This is a genomic window from Chthoniobacterales bacterium, assembly GCA_039930045.1.
GTDB lineage: Bacteria > Verrucomicrobiota > Verrucomicrobiia > Chthoniobacterales > DASVRZ01 > DASVRZ01.
The window spans coordinates 55,334-81,658 of sequence record JBDSQB010000012.1 but is presented as its reverse complement, the minus strand read 5'-3'; the positions used below and the strand labels follow the sequence as shown (position 1 = coordinate 81,658).

Sequence of the window (26,325 nt, the reverse complement as noted above, 5' to 3'; positions counted from 1 at the left end):
ATCGGGCAATACTATAAGTAGACCTGAAAATTATTTGTTAGGTAAGAGTTCATCTCTAGGGTTTGGGGATGTACCTCCCCAAGCGGCTATATAGCCTTTTATTATCAGCGCTGCTAACAGCAGTTTGCTTTTCACTAAATACAGCGTCTGCAGAAACAGAAGTCAGCGTCAAAAATGGTAGCTTCGAGGAGGGGACTGAAGGTTGGACCGCTTCGCCCCTGGATGCCGCCGCTTCCCTGAGTGTCGTCTCACAAGAGGCGGCTCATGAAGGAAGTAATGGACTGAGGGTAAAGCAAGATACTGAAGGTCCTGGCTCATGGTTTCAAAGTGGAAAGAACCCGATTGAGGCAGAAAAATCCTATCGATTTAGCTTCTGGTCACGCTGTCTAACCACCAGTGGAATCGGTGTTTGGATCCAGTTTTTTGATGCTCAGGGAAAAAATATTCCGGTGGTTCCAGAACTTGCCATTCAGGTTAAGCAAGATGCCAAAGATTGGACGCAGTATAGCAAGGAGACGACCTCGCCTGCAGGAGCAGCCAGTTTTACTTTAGCCGTTCATGCATATTCAAAGCGGGTCTGTGAAGCAGATTTTGACGATTTCACTGTAACTCCCATCGCCTCGACCATCTCTTCTTCAATTCCATCAGTCGCTTCTATTTTGGCGGCAGTGACCCTTCCACCGGCTGATCCGGCGAGAGTTAAAGAGATAGCCTCATTTCTCGACCCCATTCCCAAGGGAGTAGGGCCATCATTGAACGATCGCGCAGCTTGGGATGCGCTTGGAGCAGAAGTTAAATTAAAAGATCAACTCATCAGTCGTGCTGAAAAATTTTTCGGTGAACCAATTCCTGAAGTAAGCAAGGAAGCTTACGCACTTTCCGGTAGTACAGGCGATCGTAAGATTGATGAAATGGTGACTCGCCGACGATTTCGGCTAGCTAACTTTGTGTTGGCTGAAGGAATTGAAAACAAAGGACGCTTTCTTACTCCGATAGAAAATGAGATCAATGCGATCTGCTCCGAGCCAAGTTGGATTCTTTCCGGCCACGTTAAATTCATCAAATGGAATGATCTTGGCACGGCCATGACGGCGTGGAACCTATCAACAGCGGTCTCGATGCTGGGAGAACGCCTCTCCAGCGGAACACGAGAGAAGGTTGTGGCAGAAGTCAGGAAGCGCGTCATAGAACCATTTTTGGATCAAGTGCGCGGCAAGACTTCACCTCCAGAGTTCTGGCGAAACAATCCCAACAATTGGAACGCTGTGGTTCATAGCGGAATAGTGGGGGCTGCGCTGGTTCTGGACGATTCTGTCGAAGAGCGTGCTGAGATTATTGCCAACGCCGAAAAATACACCGACTTCTATATTAAAGGCTTTCCGTCAGATGGATATTCCACGGAGGGCATGGGCTACTGGAAGTACGGGTTCGGCCACTACATTATGTTGTCGGAAACAGTTCTGGCCGCAACGAAGGGACATGTAAATCTTTACGATAAAGAAAACATTAAATTAATTGCCCAGTTTCCTAGACGGTTTGCCATGGCTCCAGCCGTCTATCCTGCGTATTCGGATGCGATCTTTATGGAGGAACCCAGTACGTGGCTCTTCCACATTATCGATCACCGTTATGGCCTGGGGGATCAGGCACCTAAAAGTTTGGCTTTGGACGGAACTTTCAGCGCATTTCTCTATGCGTACGGAATCAACATGGCATTTGATTCCTCAGCAGCTTCTCTCGTTAACGACGGAACACCTGCTGAGAAAGGTCATCGCATTCGTGACTGGTTCGAGGAAAGTCAGGTGCTGGTAGGCAGGTTGCCGGAAGGACGTGAGGGCTTGGGCTTTTCATTCAAAGGCGGAAACAATGGCACAAGTCACGGCCACAACGATCTTGGCAGCTTTGTCGTGACGGTCTCGGGGCAGCCATTGCTAGTAGATCCAGGTAGCACCCCATACAACGGAAATACTTTCGGACCACACCGATATGAGAATCAGGTGATTAATTCCTATGGACACTCAGTTCCAAAGGTTGCAGGACAAACTCAAAAAGAAGGCGCCCAATACTATGCGACCGTTGCGAAGAAAAGTTTCTCTGATGTCGAGGACTCCGTAGTTCTGGATCTAACCAAGGCCTATAATGTGCCGTCGTTGACGCAGCTTACCCGCCATTATGTCTATGGACGAGAAGGAAATGGGACTGTCTCAGTCACAGATCAGGGGAAATTTAGCAGTCCCCAGCTATTTGGCACTGCACTCATCACATACGGTGAAGTTTCCGAAGAAAAGCCAGGGGTCTGGATAGTTTCTCAAAATGGCAAAAAGGCCAGAGTAGAAATAGAAGCAGGCGGGGCACCCTTCACCGTTACAAATGAGATTCTAAAGGATCAGGCCCGGGCCGGAAAGGTTAGAAGACTGGGAATCGATCTTAAGAGCGTGACCGCATTAGCTACGATAACAATGAGGATAACTCCAGTGCTTTGAATCGTTTTCTTATGCTAGCCATCAAACGATTTCTTGTTGGGTTATTTTTTGTCACCGCGGTCATTCCGTTGCACGCAGCGACTTCGTCGGACGGAAAAGTTCCAGTTGAATACATCATTTCAGTTTATACCGATCGCCCGGAGGCTCTCTATCATCAAAAGGAACAAGTTACGTTCAATATTGATCTCCAGCATAATTCACTTCCTGCAAACGAAGATGTCGTTGATTGGGTGCTGACAAAAGATGGTTTACCACTCGGTCAACAGGGGCAGATTCCTCTAAAAAATGGAAAAGCATCCATTACTGGGACATTGGAAGAGCCCGGCTTCCTACAATGTAAAGTTACTTACAAGAATGGGAAGACGGTTGTCTCCGCTCTAGCTGCCGCAGGTTTCGATCTTACTGAAATCAAACCGAGCCTGCCTGTCCCCGCTGACTTCGATTCATTTTGGGCTGACCAAAAGAAAAAACTAGCATCTGTTCCCTTAAAAGCGACAACAACACCAGTTCCGCTACCACCGCACCGCGATGGTGTCGAGGTCTTCGAGTTTAGTGCAGATTGTATCGGTGCGCCTTCCACTGGCTATATTGGCAAGCCGATTGGAGCAAAGCCCAAGAGTCTACCTGCTCTTCTTTTCGTCCCGGGAGCCGGAGTGCGAAGTGCCAATCTGGACGGAGTAGCCGGATGGTCAAAGAACGGGATTTTAGTCGCCGAAATGAACGCGCATGGTATTCTAAACGGACAACCCTCTGCCTTTTATGGCGGATTGGATTCAGGAGAGCTTAAAGATTATCGGACTCGCGGACGTGACTCACGCGAAACCTATTATTTCCTAGGTGTGTATTTAAGAGTGTTACGGGCGATCGATTATCTCACATCCCAGCCAGAGTGGGATGGAAAAACCCTTATCATCAATGGAGTAAGTCAGGGAGGCGGTTTGGGATTAATGGCTTCTGCCTTGGATCCGCGAGTTACATTCTCTTTTATAGCTGTTCCTGGACTGAGCGATCATTCGGGCGGTTTGCTTGGTAGAATTGCTGGATGGCCGAAAGTGGCACCTATTCTACCTGATGGAAAACCCGATCCTAAAGTGATTGAAACACTGCGATATTTCGATTCTGCCAATTTTGCCACGCGCGTCAAAACGCCCATCTATTTTGAAGTAGGTTTTATCGATGTCATTTGTCCGCCAACCTGCAGCTATGTAGATTACAATAATTTGAAATGCCCCAAGGACATAAAAAACTTTCCCAACTTCGGTCATGATCTGGGACCAGAAATCTGGGCGCGTATAAAAGCCAAAACCTTGGAACATATTGCATCCCAATCCAAGGCCACAGTGCCGGTGGGATTATGATATTTGATATTACATCATTCGGCGCCAGAGGTGACGGGATTACAATGAACACCGCTGCCCTTCAAGCAGCAGCGGTAGAGTGCGCTCGAAACGGAGGAGGCACCATTCTTGTGCCCAAGGGGCGCTTTTTAACAGGTGTTTTCCAAATATTCGGAAGCACGACATTACATATTCAAAAAGGCGCCTGCCTGATTGGAAGCCCTAACCTCGAAGATCGAATCGTCGGTTCATGCATCGACGGTTTGATCTATGCACTGGACGCTGATGATATTCTCCTCACCGGCGAGGGGAAATTGGATGGAAATGCGGGCCCCTTCTTTCACACTGATAAGCGCATTCCATTTTCCTCAGACTTTCTGTTATCGGAGACCAGACAGGGAAAGCGCGGACTCGAGTACGGATCGAGTGATATTACTCAAGGTCCAATGAGTCCTAAAAGCCGTCCCGGAAACATGTTGGTTTTTGGGCGTTGCAAAAATTTAAGAATTGAGAATTTGACGATTACCGGCTCCGCTTACTGGACAATACATTGTGCGGATTGTGATGGCGTTGTCGTCGACAATTTAAAAATTCATAATGACGAAACTCATCCTAACAATGATGGCATTCACCTGACGACTTGCAAAAACTCCGTTATCGAAAACTGCGATATAATTTGTGGTGACGACGCCATCGCGATAACAGGCTTTCGCAATGCCAGCGGCGAGAAGGAGATTGCACTAGGTCTTTCTGGATTAGTAGGAACGACAGAAAACATCCATGTTCGGAACTGCAATCTTCGCAGCCGTTCCTCTGCTGTGAGAGTAGGATACGGCGAGAATCCTGTCCGGAATGTCGTTTTGGAGAACTTAATAATCACTCAGAGCAATCGTGGTATTGGTATCTATGCGCGACAGGCAAACGTGGAAGACGTCGTTGTAAAAAACTGCAAAATATCAACGCATCTGTTTCATGGAAACTGGTGGGGACGAGGCGAGCCAATTCATATTTCCAATGTTAGCTATGTGAGCGAGGAGGGGGGATTTTTGATACGAGATATCTTGATTGAAGACATTGAAGCAGTCGGAGAGAACGCTCTTACATTATACTCAGAGAAAGAAGGGGGTATAGACAACGTGAAATTAATCCGAGTGGATTACTTATTGCGCAAGGGCGAGTTATTCGAATCTTGGGGAGGCAATCTCGACCTTAGACCGACAGCTAGAGCTTCAATGGGGATATTTGAGGGAGGCACTGCTCCGCTCTGGTCCGTTGGTGTGACAAAACTCGAACTTATAAACTGTAACTGGCGAGTCGAACCGGAAGACGAAGTTATGTTTTCGACTTTTCCTGTCATGAGCGACGTAAAGCATCTATGAAATCCAGAGTATTACTGATCGCGTCTATTTTGTTCAGTAGCTTTTTACAAGCTGCCGATCCGGAAATTACAGTTTCGCAGGATCACTCTGACGGTGTTTATGCACGGAATGAGAAAGTGACGTGGACATTTGATGTGAAAGGGGATCGATCTGGATTAACTGCATTACCATACAAGGTCAAAAAAGATGCTGCTGGCATTGTTCTAAGCGGAACGATTGATTTATCCAGTGGACCCGCAGTCATATCGGCATCCCGCGAGGAGCCTGGTGCTCTACTAACAGAGATATATGCGATGGATTCTTCGAAGCTCCTGCCGATTGCAATGGGCGGAGCCGTGATTGCTCCAGATGAAATCCAGCCCGCTAAGTCAGCTCCCGATGATTTCGATATTTTCTGGAAGGCAAAGTTAAAAGAATTAGACGCAGTGGCTGCAAACCCGATTCTGGAGGCAGTTGCGGTGGATAACATTAAAAACGCAGAAGGGGTGGAGTGTTTTAAGGTGACCTTGGACAATATCCGATCAACTCACGTAAGGGGCATTTTGGCAAAACCGGCGAAAGCAGGAAAATATCCTGCCATGTTAATGGTTAATTCGGCGGGCGTATTTGGTTTGGACAAAGCTTCGGTTATCGCGCAGGCGAAACCAGGCTGGATAGTGCTCAATGTTAGTGCACACGACTTGCCAGTGGATGAAGCAGAAGGCTTCTACAAAAATCTCAAAGAGACGAGCTTGAAAAATTATTATGCCATCGGAAATGAGGATCGTGAGACGTCCTATTTTCTCGGGATGTTTCTTGGGTGTGTCCGGGGAGCGGAATACCTGGCTTCCCGTGCCGATTGGGATGGTAAAACATTAATCGTTACGGGCACTTCTCAAGGTGGGCTGCAGTCACTGGCTGTAGCGGGTCTTTTTCCCAAGATCAGCGTTGCTATGGTAATGGTTCCGGCTGGATGCGATAATTACGCACCATTGGCAAATCCTCCGCGCGGCGTCGCTTGGCCATACTGGATGGCCAAATATGCGCAACAAGGAAAAGATTTTGCCAAAGTCCAGGAGACGGCTGGCTATTTCGACGGAATCAATTTTGCATCCCGCATTCACTGTCCCGCCTTGGTAGCAGTAGCACTTTTGGATATTGCAGCTCGACCGGCAGGAGTGATCGCCGCCTACAACAGTATGAATACGGCTAAAAAATTGATTATCATGCCTACCTCAGATCATTACGGGCAAAACCACGGAAATGGTCCCCGTAACCTCTGTCCATACTTCCCCGAATTCTTTGCCTGGAAAGAGGCTCTTCAGAAAGAAAAAGCTTTGCCCATAATCATTAAAAAATGATTCGGCCGCGATCAATATCACAGTCCTTTTCTGTTACTTGTCGGCCTTTTTGAGTGTTAGATCGATATCATCTACTACAAAGTCACCTTCTGATCCAATAACACTGATTGCCAGTATATTGAATAGAGTCACTTTAGACGCTGCATCCACTCGAGAGAAAGACTCCGCGTCACCTTCTTTGCACTCAATGGTGATACCTTCCGGTCCACGCGATACGGTCATTGAAAAATTCGATACTTGAGTTCCGCAATGGCTCGCCTCCTCAACCTTTCCTAAGGCGGCGATGTCACTCCCGCCGCCTAATGCGCCATCAGTGCCCTCTTCAAAAGCAATCATGGCATTCCCTTTTGCTGCATTAGGATTCGTAAGATACCAGTAACCGGGAGAATTTCCGTCCATGACCTGTCCCGATCCATTGCCAACAAATCCCACTCGGAGGGGAAAGGCATTTTCCTGGCCGGTCCCGCGATAGCGGAAACGGAAAGTGAGATGCAGGCTATCCCCAACTTGCAACTCGGCCTCAGGAATATCTGTATAGCAAAGCACATTTTTTATGTTCATTGCTTTCCCATGGTTTAAACCCGAGGGATCGGTCGTTACCGCTATACCTTCTCGCGATCCACGACAGATCCAGGTGGTCGAAGCATCTAAGGAACGTGCCAGTTCTTCTCCGCCAGATGCATTTTCAAAAGTCTCCTTAAGAAGCTCTTTAGCGTTAGCCACTGTTACCGCAATTGCCACGACGCCGGCTATAAGAGACAAATATTTCAAAAGAGAATGAGCGGGGGATAAGTTCATCACTGGATTGTTATGCAGGTGAGGGACGAATGCTACTGGTATCTCGCCGAATTATTCACATTATCGAATCAAGTTACCGACATCTTGAGACCTCATCAGGCATTGGAATATCTAAAGGTGCGTATCTCAAACGGAAGCATTTTCCGAAATAGATCCTTGGAGGCATCGCTGTTGTAAAAGATTGGATTTTCGACCAGATCTGTTTCCACGATCTCTTTGGCGAACGTGTTGGAAAACAGGGAGAAGTCTTGAATTATTGGAGTTACATTGATAAGGCGAACAACCCAAGCATCGCCACGCTCCGCGCGCTTTACACTGATTACTTCTATCGCGGGGTTAGACAATTGCAAGAGGTTGGTAGCTTTTGAAAATTGAGTGTTTCCGCTCGCGACAATTCTTATCGGGACATTCAGCTTTCGTGCAGCCTCCGTCAGCGTAGTCTCGCTTGCCACGCCGCGATGAGGGAAAAATGAATAGCGAAATTCATGCGCGCCCAAGTCCGTATATACATTTCCGTGATCTGAAGAACCCTCTTTACCGACAAGTGCTTTTCCTGGATGTGGAACGCTGCGAAGAAGATTCATATCCAATGTGTGACCTTTCACTCGAAAGCCATATTTGCAGTCGTTAATCAGTGCTGCGCCGTAATCTTCTGAAGAAAGGCCGATCCATTGTTGTGCAGGTACTTCCAATTGCGCTTTCTCAATAGAGTCGGCCTCAAGAGTCGATCTGGAAATAGATCCGAACGGAATCTCGAATCGCGCCTCTGCCGCTGTTACAGCAAGTGGGAAGCGAACTCTCAACATCGATTTTGAGCTCTGCCAATCTACGGCGGTATCAAAGTCCACTTGCGCTCGGCCGTGCGTTAGGGAGATTTGTTGGGTGAGTCGAGACTCGCCGAACACATAGACTTGCTCCATGATGACTTTTGGACCATCCACAAAGGAGCGGTATCTAACCAAACTCAATTTTCTGGGCGGCTGCTTCAGGTAGAGGCAGACATCCTTTTCTCCATAGTTGATGGGGAAATCCCAGGCGTCGCCGTCATCTTTAAACACGACGAATTGATTGCCAGTTTCATTCTTGGCCAGAGCTTCCCATTCGAGCGACTTTGAATATATGGAACAAATGCACCCGTCTTCAGCGAACGCGATTTTTAAATGATCATTCTCAATCGTGTTTTCCGAAAATGATGTGGGCGGAAATGCTTCGGGTTGTGAAAGTTTCGCCCACCCCATCGCTGGAACATCTGCCCAATACCAGTTTTGATTATATTTAACCCATTCCTTGCGTTCCCAAGATAGAGAATTGAATGCGATGGGACTCCCAGAATTATCACCGGTATTGACCAATCTCCCATATCGGTTCTCAATAATTACCTCTAGTTCCTGCAATAGTATTTTGTAACGAGCGTTGGATTCCAGATAGACGCGGCTAATAGAGGAGCCGGGGAGAATGTCATGAAATTGATAGAGTAATACCTCTTTCCAGATTACGTCCAGTCTCTCAGATGGATAGGGTAGTCCGACATAAATTTCTCCCAGAGTCGCGGCAAATTCAGCTTCGCGTAGGGCTGTTTCGCATAAACGGTTGTTACGCTTGGTTAGAGCTTGAGTAGTGAAAGTCCCCTGATGGCGCTCCAGATACAGTTCGCCATTCCAGACAGGAAATTCTTTGGCATCCTTGGCCCAAAGCAACAAGAAATCTGCGGCTGACCGGTGAACGACATTCGGAAGATCAGCCAAGTGCCTTTCCCGATCGAGTCGCTCAAAATGTTCTGCATCTGGTCCGCCTCCGCCGTCTCCAATGCCATAAACCATCAGCGCGTGTCTAGATACTTCTTTTTGTGCGTATTCCGTGGCGATCTTCCGCAATGATTTGGGAGCGGCAGGGCTGTTATAGGTTTCCTCCGGCAGCATATGCGCCAAGATGCTGGTACCATCTATGCCGACCCACTGAAAGGAATGGTGCGGAAAACGGTTAACTATATTCCATGAAAGTTTCTGGGTAACGAAATAGTCGTGCCCGCTCTTTTTAAGAATCTGTGGAAGTTGTCCATTATAGCCAAATACATCTGGCTCCCAGCAATGTCGGGGTACAAAGCCAAATTCATCCATGAAGAACTTTGATCCTAACAAAATTTGCCTGACGAGTGATTCGCCATTGGGAATATTACAATCAGGCTCAACCCAAAATGTCCCAAGTGGCTCTATTCTACCTAACTGGACTGCCGTTTTAATCTGGGCATAGAGCACTGGATAATACTCCTTCATCCAAAAAAAGAGCTGAGGCTGACTGCATCCGAAGATGAAATCCGGTCTTTGTTGGATATTGTATAGTGCCGTTGCAAACGTTCGTGCTCCTTTGCGGATTGTTTCGCGTATTGGCCATAGCCAAGCTAAATCCAAATGGGAATGACCGATTGCCGATATTTCGAGTGGCGGGCTGTGAGAAATCTGTCGGAAAAGGGGGCGCAAAGTATCGGCCGCTTGGGCGATCGAATCAGTGTTTATCGAAGTAAGCTGTGCGGCAGCCGTAGCTATGGTGCTATGAAACAATTCGAAAAATGGATGCGCAACATCGATGCCGTCCATGAAATCAGCGATGACCTGAAAGTCATAGAAAAGGGAGCGAATGTCTTGATGGCAAAAGCTAACTTCTGCGAACTCGATTCTGCCTTCACCGACTAATACCCCGAAAAGGTCATTCCAACCCGCCTCCGCCCAGAGTTCAATGCGATCTTCAGAAATCCATTCTTCGGGAATGTTGAATATCGTTTTCCCGGGACATCCGAGAGTGGGATCAAAAGTTGACTTGACGCATGTCAGTCCTCTAACGGGCACGCCACAGGCATCAACAATGCATAATTCTCCATTGATATCGATGCGAGCGACCAGCGGCCGGGTACAACTGCGGGGTATTTTGGCGACGAAGCGGAACCACGCACAATCGAAAATTTCTTTTCCCCATGAATCTCCAGGCTTCAGGCTTAATTCTTTTCCGAATTGCCTTTCCCGAAAAGATACGGGCTCTTTGGTTCTCCAGGCGGTGATCTCGAATTCAGCTACCGGTAAATAAATGTTAGCTTCTAGCCGGTTGACTAGATCGCCTATCTCACTTTTATCGAGTCTATGATTCGACACCGCTATCAAGCTCCAGCGGGTTCGATTATAATTTCGCCTTTGCCCGGTGTCGCTTGGTAAAAGACTTGGCCATCTATCACTGGATAAGTCGCTTTGAGTGAACCTTGCTGGATCGAGCAGCTTTTCCACGCCTTCGGAACTGCCGTGGACAGACTAAGTGGCAGATCGTAGAGATTTGTGTCGAAATCAGATACGAGTTGCAGCTTTATCTGGCTGCTAGTTGAGCCGAGGATTTTGATTTCGGACAACTTTCTTTCAGTCAGATATTGATGCCACGAGATTGGATCGGTTAGCCACAGTTCAGAACTATGTTCCTCTAATTTGTCGAGTAAACTTGTAAACATTTCAAACGGCGTCACCAACCAATCGCCGCCTACTCCATGAAAAACGAGTTGCTCCATTTCTCCGCTGGCGAGTGTTTTGTCCACATAAGAGAGCATTTGCTCCTGTGTCTTGATCTGAAATGGATAGCCGATGAATGGAGGGCGTTCGATCAAGGAATATTTTTTTAGCGCAGCTTCGGTTTCTGCGGGAGATACTGTCCAAGGCACTCCGCCGGGCCTTCCGAATGAGATCAATCTCTTTGGATTCCGGTCAGGATAGCACTTGTTGATTTCATCATTGCAGGGCGCGAGTTCTTGGTCGAGTTGCACGGCACTTGTTGCCCCGACATGGGTAAAGGTATGGTTGGCGTATTCGATACCGGGACCGGGCACCGTGGTTTCCCAATCGCTTTTTAGGCTTTTATAGGGGCCGTTTCCCGGATTGATGTAGAATGTGCCTGTAATCTTCCTCTTCTTTAGTTCAGGGACAACAAGCTTGACGGCACTGGGGGCACTATCATCAAAACATAGGAGGAAGACAGCTTTTTTGTCATCTCTCCATTTAAGGATACGGGTTGTTGCCATGGCAATATTGGGCTGGGAGGTGGTATCTTCCGCACATTGCGAATAGGCGGTAAGTAAGGAGGCTAGAACGGGGAAAAATAAGAATAATGTGAGCAGACGTTTACTGCTACGCGGAGGGGGCATAAAGTGAATTGTGGCGGAAGGAATGGGCGGTGTCAGTTCACGTGTAATTCACTTTATAGAATTGCTTCATGTGAACATTTGGGTTGCTTATCTGAAGAGTAACTAACATGGGTAGCGCATGTATTCTCTTCAGGCCAATATCCAGGAGCTTATCAACCAGTTTGTTGCGGAGGAGAAAGAAAAGGGCATCCAGGTGGCAGTGTATGTGGCTGGTGAACTCGTAGTCAATGCATGGGCAGGGATAGCGAATGACAAAACTCGTGAGCTTGTCACAGCTGACACATTGTTTCCCGTCTTCTCGACAACCAAAGGGCTTGTTGCCACGATCATTAATCTTCTGGCTGAACGCGGTCAGCTCTCCTACGACGCTCCCATTGCAGATGTCTGGCCGGAATTTTCACAAAATGGTAAAGCCGAGATCACGGTTCGCGATGTCTTGTTCCATGCGTCCGGGATTCCCCAGATGCCCGCTGGCATTGGTTATGAAGAGTTGGTTCAGTGGGAGCGTATGTGTTCAGAGATCGCACGACTGGAACCGCTCTGGAAAGCTGGCACAAGAATCGAGTATCACGCGATGACATTTGGTTGGATACTTGGCGAAGTGGCGAGACGCGTGGACGGGAGACCATTCTCGCAAATGGTCCATGATGAGATCTGTGCTCCCCTGGGGATCGAGACTATGTTTGTTGGCATACCCGAAAGCCTCGCCCGCAGCGTCGCTCGTCTTGAGGCTGATGACACTACGCCTGTTAGTTCGATTCCTACACTTTACCAGGCAGTTCCTGATTGGATTGGCCCCTTGCACGCAATGATGAACCGAAAAGAAGTCCAGCAAGCATGCATACCGGCTTCAAATGGAATATTGAACGCCCTTTCGATAGCACGGCATTATGCTGCGTTACTTCCTGGCGGAGTCGATGGAGTCGAGCTTTTGTCCTCAGAACGAGTGAAGATAGCCACGAGGCCGCAGCGCCTTCAACATCCTGAGACAGAAGATTACCCGAAAAGTTGGGGAATGGGTTATCAACTGGGCTTTGAGGGGTCCATTTATGGTCCAGATTCCTCAGCTTTTGGGCACGATGGCTACGGAGGTTCGGTGGGATTCGCGGATCCATCGTTACAGATGGCAGTGGGAATCACGAGAAACTGTTTCCGAAGCGAAGAAACCCAACGCATTCTCTGCTCCGCTATAAGATGCCACCTTGCATAGCGGCCTAATATTACCTGGCTCCAGATTTTTGGTTCGTGGTAGGTCAAGTAAACGACACAGCCTCCCTTTCAGAGCTGTTTCGCATTGCCACTAAGCGTAAGGCGGGAAAGAAATGGTGGAGGCGAGGGGAGTCGAACCCCTGTTTTGCAAAATGGCGTTTTAGGACGTTCATAAGTGTTTATTTGCCAGTGAGATACATAAAGACGGATTTACTTGGACGTTGCGGGATGTTCCTACTATTGTTCCTACGTGGCGAGCCTCACCCTGCGAAACACCTCCAAATACTTTGTTGCCTGCTTCACGGATCGAACAGGCAGACGGCTGAAACGCTCTACAGCTACAACAAATCGCAAGCTCGCCCAAAAACTGGCAGATGAATTTGAGGAAGCGGCAAATAACAAACGCACATCTCGCAAGGTGCGGGATGTCATCACCTCCCTTCACAAAGAAATTACGGGTGAGGATTTGCCCTCCATTTCATTTCGGGAGTTTTCAGCTTCATGGCTGGAACGGAAAAAACCGGAAGTCTCTCCCGGCACTCTGACATTTTACAGCGGGGCAATTTCCAAATTTATCAATTTCTTAGGAAGCAGAGCCGATTTAGAACTTTCCGAAATCGTTACAGATGACGTGGTGGGGTTCCGTAACTTCCAAGCCAAAACGCTTGCACCAAAAACGGTCAACCATGACTTGAAGGGACTCAAGATGGTGTTTCGGGCGGCACGTCGAGATAAACTCATTTCAGACGATCCTTGCGAGTTTATAAGCCTGACCAAAAAGGCGGCAACTATTCGCAGACGCCCTTTCACCATTCCTGAGTTGAAAGCGGTGTTATCAGTGGCAGGCGAAGAATGGCAGAGCATGATTCTCTTCGGACTCTACACCGGGCAACGGCTGGGAGACTTGGCTTGTTTGACTTGGCAGAATGTCGATTTACAGCGGGATGAGATTCGCGTCATCACACGCAAGACGGGGAAAAGTCTGATTCTCCCGATTGCACTGCCATTGCGGAAGCGTCTTGAGAATGTTTCCGTTTCCGATGATCCGGCGGAACCCTTGCACCCCAAAGCATTTTCAATCGTAAAGGAACAGGGAAAAACGGGTCATCTATCGAATCAATTCGCCGATTTATTGGCACAGGCGGGACTGCGGGAAAAGAAAGCACACCGGAAAGTTGCCGGCGAGGGTGAAGGCAGGGGTCGTGGGAGTAGCACGGGGGGACTGAGCTTTCATTGCATTCGACACACAGCCGTTTCTTTAATGAAAGACGCCGGAATACCTGAGGCGGCGGTTATGGAGCTTGTAGGGCACGACAGCGAGCAAATGAGCGCACATTATACGCATGTCGGTAGAGAGGCTTTACAAAAGGCGGCTAATTCGTTGCCGGAACTCCAATAAGCTCATGCCGAAAGAAAAGTCTCGCGAAGAATTCATGATCATAGGAGAACTACGAACGAGACTTGTTCATCGTTGGATTACTGCGCATCACGGGAACAACGGTGATACTCGAATTTTCAGGCTGGCAAGACGCATCTTAGGCTGGGAGCGTAACGCAAAACAGTCGTCTGACAGTGCATATGCATTTTGCATGGGTGAAAATTGGCGGGAACAGCTTGCAATAGACAAAGCCGCTATCGGGAACGACCTGATAGACGCGGCACTTTCCGGTGAATTGCCAGCGATAGATAAAGCTCTAAAAAATCTTAAAGCCGATGAGGTTCATTCGCCTAATCAAGTGAACGTTTTAAGGGCTTATGAGAGCTTTTGCACCGAACATGGGAAACTCCCGACAGTGCCAGACATCTATAGCAAGATGAAATCTGACATCGCGGCAAATTTGATCCCTAGCATACGAGGTGTAACAGACATCATCGAACGTCTGGATTTACCAATTAGTAAAGGCATCCGTGGGAGGAAGCCGATAAATCGGAAGTAACGTTTTTTCTGACTTCCTGTTTGATTCAGGCGAATCAGATGAACGTCCCGGTATATGCAAGTTAATCCACCATCTACCGGGGCCGTCAGTCACGAGGCTAATCATCAAGCTAATAAAATCGAATGGATGCGCGTGCCGGAAGCCGTGCGCATGTTCGGAATCTGTCGAAGCTCGATTTACGAACTCATTTCGTCCGGCGAAATCAAAAGCACATCGCTGAAAAAGCGGGGCGCACTGCGCGGAATCCGTATCATTAGTTTCGACAGCTTGTCCTCATATTGTGAGCGGGCTGCCGCTATGGAGAGAGATGCCAAGTAATGGACCCCCGAACTATGCGGGGCAGAGAAGCCATTCAAACGAAACTGCGGAAACCAGCAATGAGGTTTTCGCTAAATCCCATTCCTACCCGTTGACGGGAAAATAAAAACTCCGGCATCCCCAACTTCGACGGCAAGGGACACCGGAATTATCGAATGATGATGAATTCTAGCCATTTAGCGCGACCCCGCAAGATCAGCGACGGGCATTTTTGTTGGCAAGATAAGTTTGCACGAAGGAGAATTCGTAGCGAGGTGGAAAAAAAACATCACCTTTCAACTTTGAGCCTTTATGACGGACTTTCTGAGGCCGCAAGCGATTCGGGTTCGGAAACTTTTCAGATCACTCAAGATGCGCTTGCAGAATTGTCGGGGATTTCACCTCGGACATTACAGCGGTGCATTCGTAGCCTAGAAGAATTGGGGCTGGTCCATGTTAAAAAAAACTCCCGTCCAACTCAAGACGGGTGGCGCAAGATGAGATCGACTTACACACTCTTACAGATACGACACGATGGCGCATCTATGAATGCGTCACGGAAAAACACCGTCGAGTCGCAACCTCTTAAAGAACAGGAAGAAGAAACAGAAAAAAGATTACACGATCATTTGCCGGAAAATGCGGCTCTTTATAAATACACAGACAAGCAACGCTTAATCATCGAAGTGTGGGATGACGTGGCAGTGCGATCCGGCTTGGGATTTTTACCTGTCACTATATGGACGCGGGAATGTGCTGAATCCATTGACACCTACGACTCCGCAGATGAATGCCGGCAACTGTTCCTGTGGGTTGTTAAAAAAGAAAAGACGCGCCGGACTTCATTAACGAAGAGCCTTACTCGCGTGTTGAGGGATTGCGTGACCGGGACAGGCCTATGCGCGGAAGACTGCGTAGAGGACGATAATGATATTCCAATTTGAGCTTCGCAATCGTTGGGTCCTTTCGGGTCTTTTTTCGCATAGCAGGTTCTGAAGGGAACGCGCTCGCTAGTCAGACAGCCAAAAACTTATTGTCGTGTCTTTTCATTTCACAGGGTCCTTTGAGTGACAATGCAAGTAGCAGGTTCTGAAGGGAACGCGCCCGCTAGTCAGATGGTCCGAAAGATTCGGGCCGGGCCGCTATGGTCCGATGAAGGATTTGCGAACGGAGACAATTCCCAGCGATTTTCCGTCGATTTGACCGATGACGATAACGTTTTGCCCCTTGCTCAAACTCGACAATCTCTCAGTGTCGGCTTTTTCAAAAGCGCAACGCACGCAATCATCTAGCATGATGTATGGAATTCCTAATAAATCGCGGCTTATGTCGGTAATGGTGCCACGTATTCGCCCGACTTTACCTTTGACAATCGCGTCCGCATTGAGTTCGTTTTCGTCGTAAGCTCCCATCAATACCTTAGCGTTTAGAATTGGACGCGTTTTTGCCTCCTCGACCTGTGAAGTCGTTAATGAAGACGCTTCTATTTTCTGCGTTGTAGGATTTGTCCCCGCATACGGCCCTTCGTTTTCCAATCTCGTGCGCTGGATGTAGGCGTCATAAACTGCTTTTTGGTATTTGGCTGCCTTTGCGGGATCATAACCGTATTTTTTCTGAACGTCCGCTGGGAGTAATCCAAACTGTAATTTTTCAATTCCAGAATCCGTGACGACGACAATCCCATCGGGTTCGGTCCGACTAATTCGGACGCCCTTATATTCTTTGCCGGCAAGGGTGGTAATGTCGTCAGCAGTAAGCGGAACCAAATACGCTAAAAGCAGGGCAAAGGCACGAGGGGCGCAACATTTCATAGGTGCAATCTTACGGCCTGTTGCGCCGTTCCCGTCAATGCCTTTTTACCCGGCTTAATGGGGCGTGCTCCCTAAACGCGATATTGCAGCCCAAATTTCGGAATTCGGCGCAAACGTGCGACGCGAGCGAACTGCGCGGAAGATTACACAAGAGCGGCTCGCGGAACTTGCCGATTTGAACATCCGCACTGTGCAAAAAATCGAGGCGGGGAAAATCAACGTCTTGATCACTACGGCGTTTAGAATCCAGCAGGCACTTTCCTGCCCGTGGGGAAAACTCATGCCACAGATTGCAATTAGTTGAAAAGGAAACGAGATAGCCCCCCACACGGATTTACACGGAAGGCGGCGGACTTGTTCCCACTTATGTTCCTACTTGCGACGGAATTCATCGTAAGTCGTTGATAATCAGAATGGTGGAGGCGAGGGGAGTCGAACCCCTGTCCTTAAAACGAACGCTGCAAATCACCACATGCTTCTTCCGTCAAAAATCTGACGCTTCGGCTATGAACGGACACATTGCCTAACGCGGTCGACCACGAAATATTTCACCGGGAAACGCGGTCAATCCGTTCCCAAGCTACCCTGCTGTCGTCGCTGGCCCCACTAGCAGGTGTCGTGTGGCCAACGTCACGGCACTTTAGGCCGCGAGAGCGAGATCGTTAGATTCTGCGTTTATTTGTTTTGACTCGATTTTTTAAGAGGCCAACGAATCATCCTCTGCATGCAACTTACCTCGTCTATCAAAAGTCGAGACCAGTACGCCCCCATTTCTGGAGAACCCAAACTACCATCGCATCGCCGAAACGCAACCCGCGCCTTGACACTTCGCAGCTCCCGGCCAATCCTCTCCTCGTGTCCGCACTCCTGCTCCTCCTTAGCCAGCTCCACAGCTCGATGAAAGTCGAGTTAGGTGGAGCCATTCGTCTTTAACTCAGACGGCCCGAGGACTTTAGCTGGAGGTGTCCGGTCGTTTTTCTTATCCTGCGTTTCCCTGTGAGAACGCCCTGCCAGCATTCGCAGAAAACACACCGTCCTTATGATCTCCGATCCGTCCACTCAATACCGACCTTACCCGCCCGTCCATTTGCCCGACCGGCAATGGCCCGATCGCACCCTTACCCAGCCGCCGATCTGGTGCAGCGTCGATCTACGCGACGGCAACCAGGCGCTCGCCGTGCCGATGAACGTCTCCCAGAAGCTCGAGCTTTTTGACGCCCTCGTAAAATGCGGCTTCAAAGAAATCGAAGTCGGCTTTCCCAGCGCATCGAACACCGAATTCGCCTTCAACCGCCGCCTCATCGAGGAAAATCGCATCCCCGACGAAGTCACCATTCAATGCCTTGTGCAGGCCCGCGAAGACCTCATCGAACGCACCGTTGAGTCGTTGATCGGCGCGAAAAGCGTCATCATTCACCTCTACAACTCGACCTCGCCCGCCCAGCGACGTGTCGTCTTTGGGAAATCTCGCGAGGAAATCAAAGCCATCGCCTTGCAAGGCGCGCAATGGATTCTCGACCGCCTCCCACGTTTGACTGGAACTCGCGTGCGCCTGCAATATTCGCCCGAGTCTTTCTCGCTCACAGAACCCGATTTCGCCTTGGAAATCTCCAACGCCGTCATCGATCTCTGGCAGCCCACGCCGGAAAAGAAGATGATCCTGAACCTGCCGAACACGGTCGAAGTCGCCATGCCGAACGTTCACGCCGACCAGATCGAATGGATGTCGCGCCACATTCACCGACGCGATTCCGTCACGCTGAGCCTGCACACGCATAACGACCGGGGCACCGGCGTGGCTGCGACCGAACTCGCCTTGCTGGCCGGCGCCGAACGCGTCGAGGGCACGCTTTTCGGCAACGGCGAACGCACCGGCAACCTCGACATCGTCACCGTCGCGCTGAATCTCTACATGCACGGCATCCATCCCGGACTCGATTTCTCGGACATGGCCGCGCTCACCTCCGTTTACGAACGCACCACCGGGATGACCGTTCCGCCGCGTCACCCGTATGGCGGCGAGCTGGTTTTCACCGCCTTCTCCGGGTCGCATCAAGACGCCATTAAAAAGGGACTCGCTGAGCGCGAAACGGAGACTCGGGAACATTGGGACGTCCCGTATTTGACCATCGACCCCGCCGACATCGGGCGCGAATACCGCGAAGTCATCCGCGTCAACAGCCAGAGCGGCAAGGGCGGAGTTGCATACTTATTGGAGGCCGAATACGGCATCGAAATCCCCAAAGACATGCAGCGCGAGTTCGGCCCCATCGCCAACGACGCCGTGGATGCCCTCGGCCGCGAAGTCACCGCCGCCGAGTTGCGCGGCATGTTCTGGAAAGAATACATCGAGCGCAAAACCCCATGGGAGTTGCAGCACTTTCACGCCGACGGCAGCAGCGGCATCTACCAATGCCGGGCCAGCGTCCTGCGCGACGGCGGCCTCGTTTCCTTGGTCGGCCAGGGCAACGGCCCCATTGCCGCCTTCGTCGATGCCCTGGAAAAGATCGGAGTTCCCTCCTTCTCCGTCGCCTACTACAAAGAGCACGCCCTCAGCAGCGGCAGCGACAGCAGCGCCATCGCCTACATCCAGATCAAACTGGAAAACGGCCAGACCAAATGGGGTGCCGGTGAAAACACCAACATCGAACTAGCCAGCATCCAAGCCATCCTCAGCGCCCTGAACCGAGTCTAACTCGACTCGCGTTCGGCTTAAATCCCCGAGCCGGTGATGCTCAATCCGTCCACAGAAGCCGCAGTGTCGGGCGTCAGCGGGGTAATGCGATAGAAATAACCAATGCGTCGGCTGGGCTGGAATCGAATGACAATCCGGTGAGATTCGCCGGGTTGCAGCAAGCCCGACCAATCGCCTTGGAAAATCTGCCGGGTAGCTCCCCTTTGATTAGCGATGCGCAAGCCCGTACTCTGGATGGGAGTGTTACCAGAGTTGGAGAGAGTCAAAGAGTGCCCGGACACGGAACGGAGTTTCCGGTTACCGAAGCTCCTTGAGCCGGTTAGCCGGATCCCGGAGTAAGCGTGAACATAATTGGCCCGGATCGTGTGCGCGGCCTGAATCGTGAGGGCAAACGTTGGCGACGTGCTCACGACATGTCCATTCTCCGTCCAATCGTGAAAGACATAGCCCGTCACCGGCAGAGCCTGCACGTTTACAACCGAGCCAGTCCAATACAGGCACTCCGTAGGCGCTGTGTACTGAACGAGAGAAGTGAACCCCCATAAACCCCTAAAGGAGCTGTTTCCGGTGAGCTTGTAGGCCACTTCGCCGATGGCGGTAATGGCGAGGGTATTATTGCCGCTGGTGGCATCGGAGTGGATCTCGATGTCGCCCGAATAGGTGCCCGCTGCCGTCGGCGCAAAGGTGACGGTCACGGTCTGACTCGCCCCGGGAGCAATCGAACCGGACCAGGCACCGCTGAATCCCGCAGGGTAAACGATGTCCGTAATCGTGAGTGGCGAGTTGCCAGTGTTCTTGATGTTAAATATCTTCTGGCTCGATTCACCGATCACCTGCTGGTCCCAGACCAACCCGTTGCCGTCGAGGGAAATGATCCGGCTGATCGGCGCAAACTCGGCCCTGAGATCGAAATCCGCCCATGTCGTCACCGTCAGAGTGGGGGAGGTGCCCACGACGTTCCCGCCGACGGTCCAATAGTCGTGAGCGACGGTCGAAACGCCATTCGGTCCCACCCCGGTGGAGGTGTAGGTGAGATGAGCGGGACCCTGCGTCCACCGGATGAACGCGTAACCTGGATCGGACACCGCTGTGAGCGTCACCGTCGTGTTATATTCATAGATAGCGAGATCAGGCGACTTCGTGACGGTGCCATTGACTCCAGAGACAGTAAGCGTGTGCGGCTGATTCGACCAAGTGCCTTGGAAACCAAGCCACCCTGGATTAATTACTGTGTTAGTCGCGGTTACACTACCACTGGAGTAATTATAGGAGCCCGATGAGGAGCCAATGTAGTTGCCAGTGTTGGAATACACGTCGCCATCATTTAAAATGAAGCTGCCGGGGCCATAGACGAGGCTCGCCTTGAGGGAGCTTTGAGCCAGCAGAGACAACAGCAATAGCACCACGAAACTCCACTTCCATCTGGACCGTCTCCGCATTCCACCTGGACTCGAAAATGTTGGGGAGAGACTCATGGGTTCCGCAGGGAATAGGAGGTTGCCCTGGCAATGTCAACGCCGTGATACTCAAGGTCAGAGCAGATGCTTGAATCATAGTCGGACCTAGCTACTTTCGCTGGGTGTTCCCCTATTTCCTAAGCGTCTGGCTTTTGAGTTCCATCCTATTCACCACGGCGGCAGCGGCGGCGCCGATCCGCGTTCTGCTGGTCGATGGATATGGGAATCACGACTGGCAGCGCACCACGCGCTTGACGGCGGATGTCCTTAAAAACGCGGGCGGGTTTGAGCTCACTGTGTCCACCGTGCCGCTCGATCCGGCGGCGGCGACGGCGGCGTGGTGTCCGACCTTTCAGAACTATGATGTCGTCATCCAGACCTGCAACGACCTCGGGGGTCGCGGCCCGATGTGGCCCGCCCCGGCTCGTGAGGGTCTGGAGCATTTCGTGCACGACGGCGGCGGGTTGTTCATTCTCCATTCCGCCAACAACGCCTTCGCCACCTGGCCCGCTTACAACTCGATGATTGGCCTCGGCTGGCGCGGAAAAGAAGTCGGCACCGCCCTCCGCGTGCAGGTCGACGGCACGATCGAGCGCATCCCGCCGGGCCAGGGAAATGGCACCAGCCACGGGGCGCGCACGGACCGGGTGATACATCAGCTCGGCACGCATCCGATTCACGCCGGACTTCCAGCGCAATGGAAGACGCCGCTCATCGAGGTCTATACCTATGTCCGTGGACCGGCCGAAAATCTGACGGTTCTCTCGTGGGCGGAGGATCCGAAAACGGGCGAGCGCTGGCCCATCGAGTGGGTGGTAAACTACGGCGAGGGCCGGGTGTTCAATTCGACTTACGGTCATATCTGGCACGACGAGGCGGACCCGGTGGATCTGCGCGCGGCGGACTTTCAGACGCTCCTCGTGCGGGCCTTGCAATGGCTGGCGAAGCGTCCGGTCGATGAGACCGTGCCGAAGGATTTCCCGACTGCCGAGGCCGTGAGCCTGCGCGATTTCCCCGCCGCCGAGGCCGCGATGGCTCCCGCAGTGGCTAAATAACGAGCTCGCTCAAGTCAGCTTCGAGTCCATCGAGAAAACTGGGGAACATCGGACTCCAGCCGAGGGCGCGGAGGTGGGTGTTGAGGACTTGTTTGTTGGAGAAGCCGCGTTTGCGCTCCAGATTGGGCGGGGCGGATGGAGGGAGGGGACGCTGGAGTTTTTCGGCGAGAAATTGGAAGGCGGCGAGCTGGGTCAGGCCGCCATCGTCGGCGACGTTGTAGAGGCCGGAGTCGGCGTTCGTGGTGATGAGGAGTTCCAATGCACTCACGGCGTCGTCGCGATGGATGGTGTTCAGCCAGCGGCTGCCGTCGCCGTCGAGGGTGGATTTTCCTTCCAGAAACCGGCGTAACATCGCGCCGCGATCGGGTCCGTAAATGCCCGCGAGCCGGGCGACGATGCCGCCGCGAGCGAGGACGATGTCCTCGGTGTCGCGCAGGATCTGGCCGGTGGCGGTGGTCATTGCCGTGGGCGAATCCTCGGAGACGGGAGTTCCATCGGTCTGGCCGTAAACCGACGTGCTGCTGGTGAAAAGGAGGCGGTCAAAGATAAGTCCGCGAATGAGATTGGCGGTGCCGTTGAGGTAGATTTCGCGATAACGCTCCGAGTCGCCGCCGCCGGAGCTGACGCAGTTGATGACCCAATCGTAGGGGCCGTCGCGCTGGCCGATGCGCCGAATCCAGTCCAATTCGCGGATGTCCACCGGCGACACGCGGAAACCCGCCGCGCCCTCGCGTTGGGCCGATTCCGGGGCGCTGGTCCAGGCGGTGACGTTCCAACCCAACTTGAAGAAACGCCGCGCAACTTCGCGCCCGAGGTAGCCGCAGCCGACGATCAGGACGCTGGGCATTTAGAATTCCGTAAGGGCCAGCGCGACGGATTCGACGGGGAGTCCGATGACGTTGTCGAGCGAGCCTTGGATGCTTTCGATGATTTCGTCGCGATATTCCTGAGCGGCGTAGGCACCGGCTTTGTCGAGCGGATCGATTTTTTCCAAGTAAGCCAGAATCGAATGCGAGTCGAGTGAGCGGAAAGTGACTTCGCTGACTTCGGTGAAGGCGACCATGTGAAACGGATGCAGGCGTGTGATCCAGACGCTGGTGACGACTTGATGGGTGCGTCCGCTGAGTTTGTGAATCATGGAGCGCGCCTCGTCGAGGTCGGCCGGTTTGCCGAGGGTTTCGCCTGCGATGGCGACAACGGTGTCGGCTCCGATAACGATGGAAGTCGGCTCAAAAGCGGCGACGGCGTGCGACTTGCGCTTGGCGTTGAGCAGGGAAAGTTCGCGCGGCGTGAGGTGGCCAGCGGAGCTTTCCTCGACTCCGGGCGGGACGATGCGGAAGGTGTGGCCGAGGTGCGAGAGCAACTCGATCCGGCGCGGCGAAGTGGACGCCAGCACCAGGTCCATGGGCAGAACATCGCTATAGGGAGGCGGCTCGGGGGGAGAAGCTTCCGGCGTGTTCATGGGCAATGAGGCGGGTTATTGATTGGGTGGGGGAATCGTCGGCATGGCAAACGATTTGTAGTCGGCTGGAGCGACGAAATCCGATGGGTCGAGATCTTTCTCCTCGACCGATTTGACGACGCTGGTGCCCGATTTGCCGCCCATGTCCACGATGGTTTTCAGCGGCATCCCGGGAAGTTGGGTCATGTCCATCTGCATCTGCGGGCTCATCTGTCCGATGGGGCCTTTGCGGAGGGTTTCCATGACTTTGACGAAGGCGTCGTAGTGCGGGTAATCCTTGGCAATCCAGAGGTGGGAAACGGTGTCGCCCTGGGTGTAGAGATATTCCTCGGTGTCGTAGCCACTGATTTTTTGCTTGTTGCCGAGAGCCTTCAAAGTGGGCTTGGCGGTCGCGCCGGGCTTCGGGGCGGGCATCATGCCTTTCATGGCGTCCATGTTCATCGACATGAACATTTTCTGGTCGTGCATGAGGGTTTTCATGTCGCCGGTCGCGCCGTCGATGAGGATGCTCATCTTTGGATTAAGATCGACGCGCATCATCGTGCCCTTGGTTTTCAGGGTCATGGAAACCTGCTGGCCCATGGCATCGACGTCTTGAACGATGACCAGATCGGCGCGGAGCAGGGTGGAAGTGAGGAGGAGAACAGCGAGGATGCGGCTGGAGAGCATGGATTTACGATACACCTCGGACTCGCCTTGGGAAGCGGGAAAATGGGCGGAGTTAGAGGCAAATCTGGCTCAATCCGTCTTCAAGAGCATGGTCAGATCGGTGCGGTCGCCCTTCGCGAAATTGCGTCCGGTGTGATGGAAAATTTTCCAGCCGGGATCGGGAGCGGGAAAGGCGGCGGCGACTTCATTCGTGGGACCAATGTAAAAGCGCGCGCCGGGCTGCGACATCCAGCGGGCGGCTTTGCGGGAATCAACCTTCGAGTGGAAGCCGCGGACGGTTTTGCGGAAGGACCAGACCAGACTCGGCTCGACAAATTCGATGCTGGCAAACTCCATTTCCGGCTTAAGAACAGCGGCGCTCTGGGCGGCGAAGGCGGGAGCCGGAAAAAGCCGCGCAGCCCATGGGAAAACGACCAGCGAGAGCAGGAGCACAAACGCGCCCATGCCAATGGCGAACTTGCGGACTTGCAGGGTGGTCAGCAGACTGGCGACGAGCAGGGCGAGGATGGGAAACGCGGGCAACGTGTAGTGAGGGAGCTTGGTTTTTACCAAGGTGAAGACGCCGAAATAGAGCACAACCAGCAGCACCAGATAATGCTCCGACTCCCAAAGCGTTCTCCATTTTCCGACCAAGCGCGGCAGAAACCACGACCACGGTGCGAACGACGCGAAGACCGTCAGGAAATAAAACGGCAGCGTCCCGAGATAGCCGAGCAGACCTTTCGCGCCGTGACCTTCCATCGTAGCGACGGAACGGCCCACGACGTGTTTGCCGATGCCGACGTTGAAAAATTGCCCGTTGGTTCGCTCCAGCGCGGGGATTCCCCAGAGCGCGACGAGGCCGAGCATCGCGACGACCCCGGCGGCAAACGCGAGCCCGTCTTTTTTAGAGCGGAGTTGCATTCCGATGGGGATGAGCGGGAGCCAGGCGATGGGGCCTTTGGCGAGGAAACCCAGCGCCAGCGCGCCGAAAGCGATCAGCCACCAGCGGACTTTGAGCGCATTGCGCATTTCCCATCCGGCCCAGGCGGCGAGCGTGACGAAAAAGACCAACAGCATGTCCGCCACGGCGGCCCTGGCATGGAGCGCGACTTGCAGGCTGAGGGTGAAAATAATCGCCGCCCGCCAGCCCAGCGCGGCGTCTTTCATTCGACTTCCCCACGCGAGCAAGATGACGGCCACTCCCGCCGCTGCCAAAACCGATGGAAGTCGCGCGGCGGCTTCGTTGTCGCCGAAAAGGCGGTAGGCGGAGATCTGCAGCCAGTAGGTTAGCGGCGGTTTGTCGAAGCGATATTGGTTGTTAAAATACGGCACCACGTAGTCCCGGCGCTGGAGCATTTCCCGCGAAGCCTCGGCGAAACGCGGCTCGTCGCGGTCGATTAGCGGCAAGCTCCACGTGCCCGCAAAATGGAAGAGCGCCACGGTCAGAAAGAGCCACGCGTAATGCCGCAGGCTCGGGGTGGTCGGTAAGGTCATGCGTGGCGGTTTCGGGGTTTTCTGCTACAGAAGCGGAATGTCCAGCCCTACCGAGGATTCCCATTTGAATCAAACTCAAATGCAAAACCAGGCCGCGCGTTTGCGGAAGCGCCGCCGGTTGCAGGTGCTGTTTCTCGGGCTCTTTGGCGTGCTATGCGGCGTGAGTTTTTTCCTCGATGACGCCGTGATTCGTTTCATCGCGGAGCATCGGACGAAGCCGCTGAAAAACCTCGCGGGCCTCATCTCCGACTACGGCGACTGGCCGTGGCTGATGCTTTACGTGCTGCCCTTTCTCGTCTGGGCCTGGTGGAAAAAGCGGTCCGGCCTGCTGCGGCTCGTCGTCACGATGATCGTCGCCTCGAGCATCGCTGGGGCGGTTACCAATACGCTGCGACTCACCACGGGTCGGACGCGGCCGAATAATATCAAAGTCGAGCCCGGCTGGTATGGGCTGCGTCACGATGGCAAATGGCTCCTTGGGCAGAACAAATACAGCTCGTTTCCGAGTGGTCATACGGCGACGGCGTTCGGTTTTTTCACAGTGCTCGCCTTTCGCCGGAAGCCCGGTTCCTTTCTCTGGCTCGTGCCGCCGGTGATCATGGCCGCGAGCCGGATGATGATCGACGCGCACCACCTTTCCGACGTCTGTTTCGGTGCGTGGTTTGGGCTGATTACCGCCTGGTGGCTGGGGCAATCGCGCCGTTTTGCGGCTTGTCGTTTATGGAAAGTGCGTTAGTCTGCGGCTG

The 26,325-nt window shown here is 52.3% G+C and carries 22 protein-coding genes and 1 other RNA gene; 13 read left to right on the top strand and 10 right to left on the bottom strand.

From position 1 onward, the window contains the following. Positions 1 to 68 precede the first annotated feature (68 nt). Genes ABIT76_09605 through ABIT76_09590 form a run of 4 tightly spaced genes read left to right on the top strand, consistent with a single transcriptional unit; the run spans position 69 to position 6,539 of the window. On the top strand, positions 69 to 2,483 hold the full coding sequence (locus ABIT76_09605; protein MEO7933399.1) for a carbohydrate binding domain-containing protein: 2,415 nt from the start codon (positions 69 to 71) through the stop codon (positions 2,481 to 2,483). A gap of 11 nt (positions 2,484 to 2,494) precedes the next feature. Further along, positions 2,495 to 3,841, top strand: coding sequence for an acetylxylan esterase (locus tag ABIT76_09600; GenBank protein MEO7933398.1), 1,347 nt, complete (start codon positions 2,495 to 2,497; stop codon positions 3,839 to 3,841). Further along, complete coding sequence (locus tag ABIT76_09595; GenBank protein MEO7933397.1) at positions 3,838 to 5,199, top strand: glycosyl hydrolase family 28 protein; 1,362 nt, start codon at positions 3,838 to 3,840, stop codon at positions 5,197 to 5,199. The genes ABIT76_09600 and ABIT76_09595 overlap by 4 nt, the downstream gene beginning before the upstream one ends. Beyond that, the gene (locus tag ABIT76_09590) at positions 5,196 to 6,539 is read left to right on the top strand and encodes an acetylxylan esterase (GenBank protein MEO7933396.1); all 1,344 of its coding nucleotides are present in this window, start codon (positions 5,196 to 5,198) and stop codon (positions 6,537 to 6,539) included. The genes ABIT76_09595 and ABIT76_09590 overlap by 4 nt, the downstream gene beginning before the upstream one ends. Positions 6,540 to 6,572: 33 nt before the next feature. Here ABIT76_09590 and ABIT76_09585 read toward each other — a convergent pair whose 3' ends face one another. The 3 genes from ABIT76_09585 to ABIT76_09575 form a co-directional block, all read right to left on the bottom strand. After that, on the bottom strand, positions 6,573 to 7,337 hold the full coding sequence (locus ABIT76_09585; protein ID MEO7933395.1) for a hypothetical protein: 765 nt from the start codon (positions 7,335 to 7,337) through the stop codon (positions 6,573 to 6,575). Between the two features lie 95 nt (positions 7,338 to 7,432). Continuing rightward, positions 7,433 to 10,480, bottom strand: coding sequence for a glycoside hydrolase family 38 C-terminal domain-containing protein (locus tag ABIT76_09580; GenBank protein ID MEO7933394.1), 3,048 nt, complete (start codon positions 10,478 to 10,480; stop codon positions 7,433 to 7,435). Positions 10,481 to 10,485: 5 nt separating this feature from the next. Beyond that, entirely contained in the window at positions 10,486 to 11,511 is a 1,026-nt protein-coding gene (locus ABIT76_09575) for a polysaccharide deacetylase family protein (protein ID MEO7933393.1), read from the bottom strand. Between the two features lie 118 nt (positions 11,512 to 11,629). Here ABIT76_09575 and ABIT76_09570 point away from each other — a divergent pair, with 118 nt between their 5' ends. From ABIT76_09570 to ABIT76_09550, 5 genes are all read left to right on the top strand, one after another. Then, positions 11,630 to 12,721 carry a serine hydrolase domain-containing protein gene (locus tag ABIT76_09570; GenBank protein ID MEO7933392.1) on the top strand — a complete coding sequence of 364 codons (1,092 nt, stop codon included), beginning with the start codon at positions 11,630 to 11,632 and terminating at the stop codon, positions 12,719 to 12,721. 249 nt (positions 12,722 to 12,970) lie between these two features. Further along, positions 12,971 to 14,119 (top strand): site-specific integrase, encoded by a 1,149-nt coding sequence (locus tag ABIT76_09565; protein MEO7933391.1) that lies wholly within the window; start codon positions 12,971 to 12,973, stop codon positions 14,117 to 14,119. A 4-nt stretch (positions 14,120 to 14,123) separates the two neighbouring features. After that, positions 14,124 to 14,657, top strand: coding sequence for a hypothetical protein (locus ABIT76_09560; protein ID MEO7933390.1), 534 nt, complete (start codon positions 14,124 to 14,126; stop codon positions 14,655 to 14,657). Between the two features lie 54 nt (positions 14,658 to 14,711). Then, positions 14,712 to 14,975, top strand: a complete 264-nt coding sequence (locus ABIT76_09555) for a helix-turn-helix domain-containing protein (GenBank protein ID MEO7933389.1) — start codon at positions 14,712 to 14,714, stop codon at positions 14,973 to 14,975. 155 nt (positions 14,976 to 15,130) lie between these two features. Beyond that, positions 15,131 to 15,898, top strand: a complete 768-nt coding sequence (locus ABIT76_09550; GenBank protein MEO7933388.1) for a winged helix-turn-helix transcriptional regulator — start codon at positions 15,131 to 15,133, stop codon at positions 15,896 to 15,898. A gap of 198 nt (positions 15,899 to 16,096) precedes the next feature. Here the strand turns inward: ABIT76_09550 and ABIT76_09545 are convergent, their stop codons facing one another. After that, positions 16,097 to 16,765 carry a hypothetical protein gene (locus tag ABIT76_09545; GenBank protein MEO7933387.1) on the bottom strand — a complete coding sequence of 223 codons (669 nt, stop codon included), beginning with the start codon at positions 16,763 to 16,765 and terminating at the stop codon, positions 16,097 to 16,099. Between the two features lie 64 nt (positions 16,766 to 16,829). Between ABIT76_09545 and ABIT76_09540 the strand changes: the two genes are divergently transcribed. Then, entirely contained in the window at positions 16,830 to 17,069 is a 240-nt protein-coding gene (locus tag ABIT76_09540) for a helix-turn-helix transcriptional regulator (GenBank protein ID MEO7933386.1), read from the top strand. A 110-nt stretch (positions 17,070 to 17,179) separates the two neighbouring features. On the opposite strand, the gene ssrA is transcribed toward ABIT76_09540, so the two are convergent. Beyond that, positions 17,180 to 17,534, bottom strand: a transfer-messenger RNA (tmRNA) gene (gene ssrA, locus ABIT76_09535). A gap of 270 nt (positions 17,535 to 17,804) precedes the next feature. On the opposite strand from ssrA, the gene leuA reads away from it, so the two are divergent. Beyond that, positions 17,805 to 19,460 carry a 2-isopropylmalate synthase gene (leuA, locus tag ABIT76_09530; protein ID MEO7933385.1) on the top strand — a complete coding sequence of 552 codons (1,656 nt, stop codon included), beginning with the start codon at positions 17,805 to 17,807 and terminating at the stop codon, positions 19,458 to 19,460. Between the two features lie 17 nt (positions 19,461 to 19,477). On the opposite strand, the gene ABIT76_09525 is transcribed toward leuA, so the two are convergent. Next, the gene (locus ABIT76_09525; protein MEO7933384.1) at positions 19,478 to 20,857 is read right to left on the bottom strand and encodes a choice-of-anchor D domain-containing protein; all 1,380 of its coding nucleotides are present in this window, start codon (positions 20,855 to 20,857) and stop codon (positions 19,478 to 19,480) included. Positions 20,858 to 21,039: 182 nt separating this feature from the next. Here ABIT76_09525 and ABIT76_09520 point away from each other — a divergent pair, with 182 nt between their 5' ends. After that, positions 21,040 to 21,972: a ThuA domain-containing protein gene (locus tag ABIT76_09520; GenBank protein ID MEO7933383.1), complete on the top strand. Its 933-nt coding sequence runs from the start codon at positions 21,040 to 21,042 to the stop codon at positions 21,970 to 21,972. Here ABIT76_09520 and ABIT76_09515 read toward each other — a convergent pair. From ABIT76_09515 to ABIT76_09500, 4 genes are all read right to left on the bottom strand, one after another. Then, the gene (locus tag ABIT76_09515; protein ID MEO7933382.1) at positions 21,965 to 22,819 is read right to left on the bottom strand and encodes an NAD-dependent epimerase/dehydratase family protein; all 855 of its coding nucleotides are present in this window, start codon (positions 22,817 to 22,819) and stop codon (positions 21,965 to 21,967) included. The two genes, ABIT76_09520 and ABIT76_09515, sit on opposite strands and share 8 nt — an antisense overlap. Next, entirely contained in the window at positions 22,820 to 23,434 is a 615-nt protein-coding gene (locus ABIT76_09510; GenBank protein ID MEO7933381.1) for a Maf family protein, read from the bottom strand. 15 nt (positions 23,435 to 23,449) lie between these two features. Next, the gene (locus ABIT76_09505) at positions 23,450 to 24,103 is read right to left on the bottom strand and encodes a DUF4412 domain-containing protein (protein ID MEO7933380.1); all 654 of its coding nucleotides are present in this window, start codon (positions 24,101 to 24,103) and stop codon (positions 23,450 to 23,452) included. Positions 24,104 to 24,172: 69 nt separating this feature from the next. After that, entirely contained in the window at positions 24,173 to 25,579 is a 1,407-nt protein-coding gene (locus ABIT76_09500; GenBank protein ID MEO7933379.1) for a glycosyltransferase family 39 protein, read from the bottom strand. A 37-nt stretch (positions 25,580 to 25,616) separates the two neighbouring features. Between ABIT76_09500 and ABIT76_09495 the strand changes: the two genes are divergently transcribed. Then, on the top strand, positions 25,617 to 26,315 hold the full coding sequence (locus tag ABIT76_09495) for a phosphatase PAP2 family protein (GenBank protein ID MEO7933378.1): 699 nt from the start codon (positions 25,617 to 25,619) through the stop codon (positions 26,313 to 26,315). Positions 26,316 to 26,325: the final 10 nt, after the last annotated feature.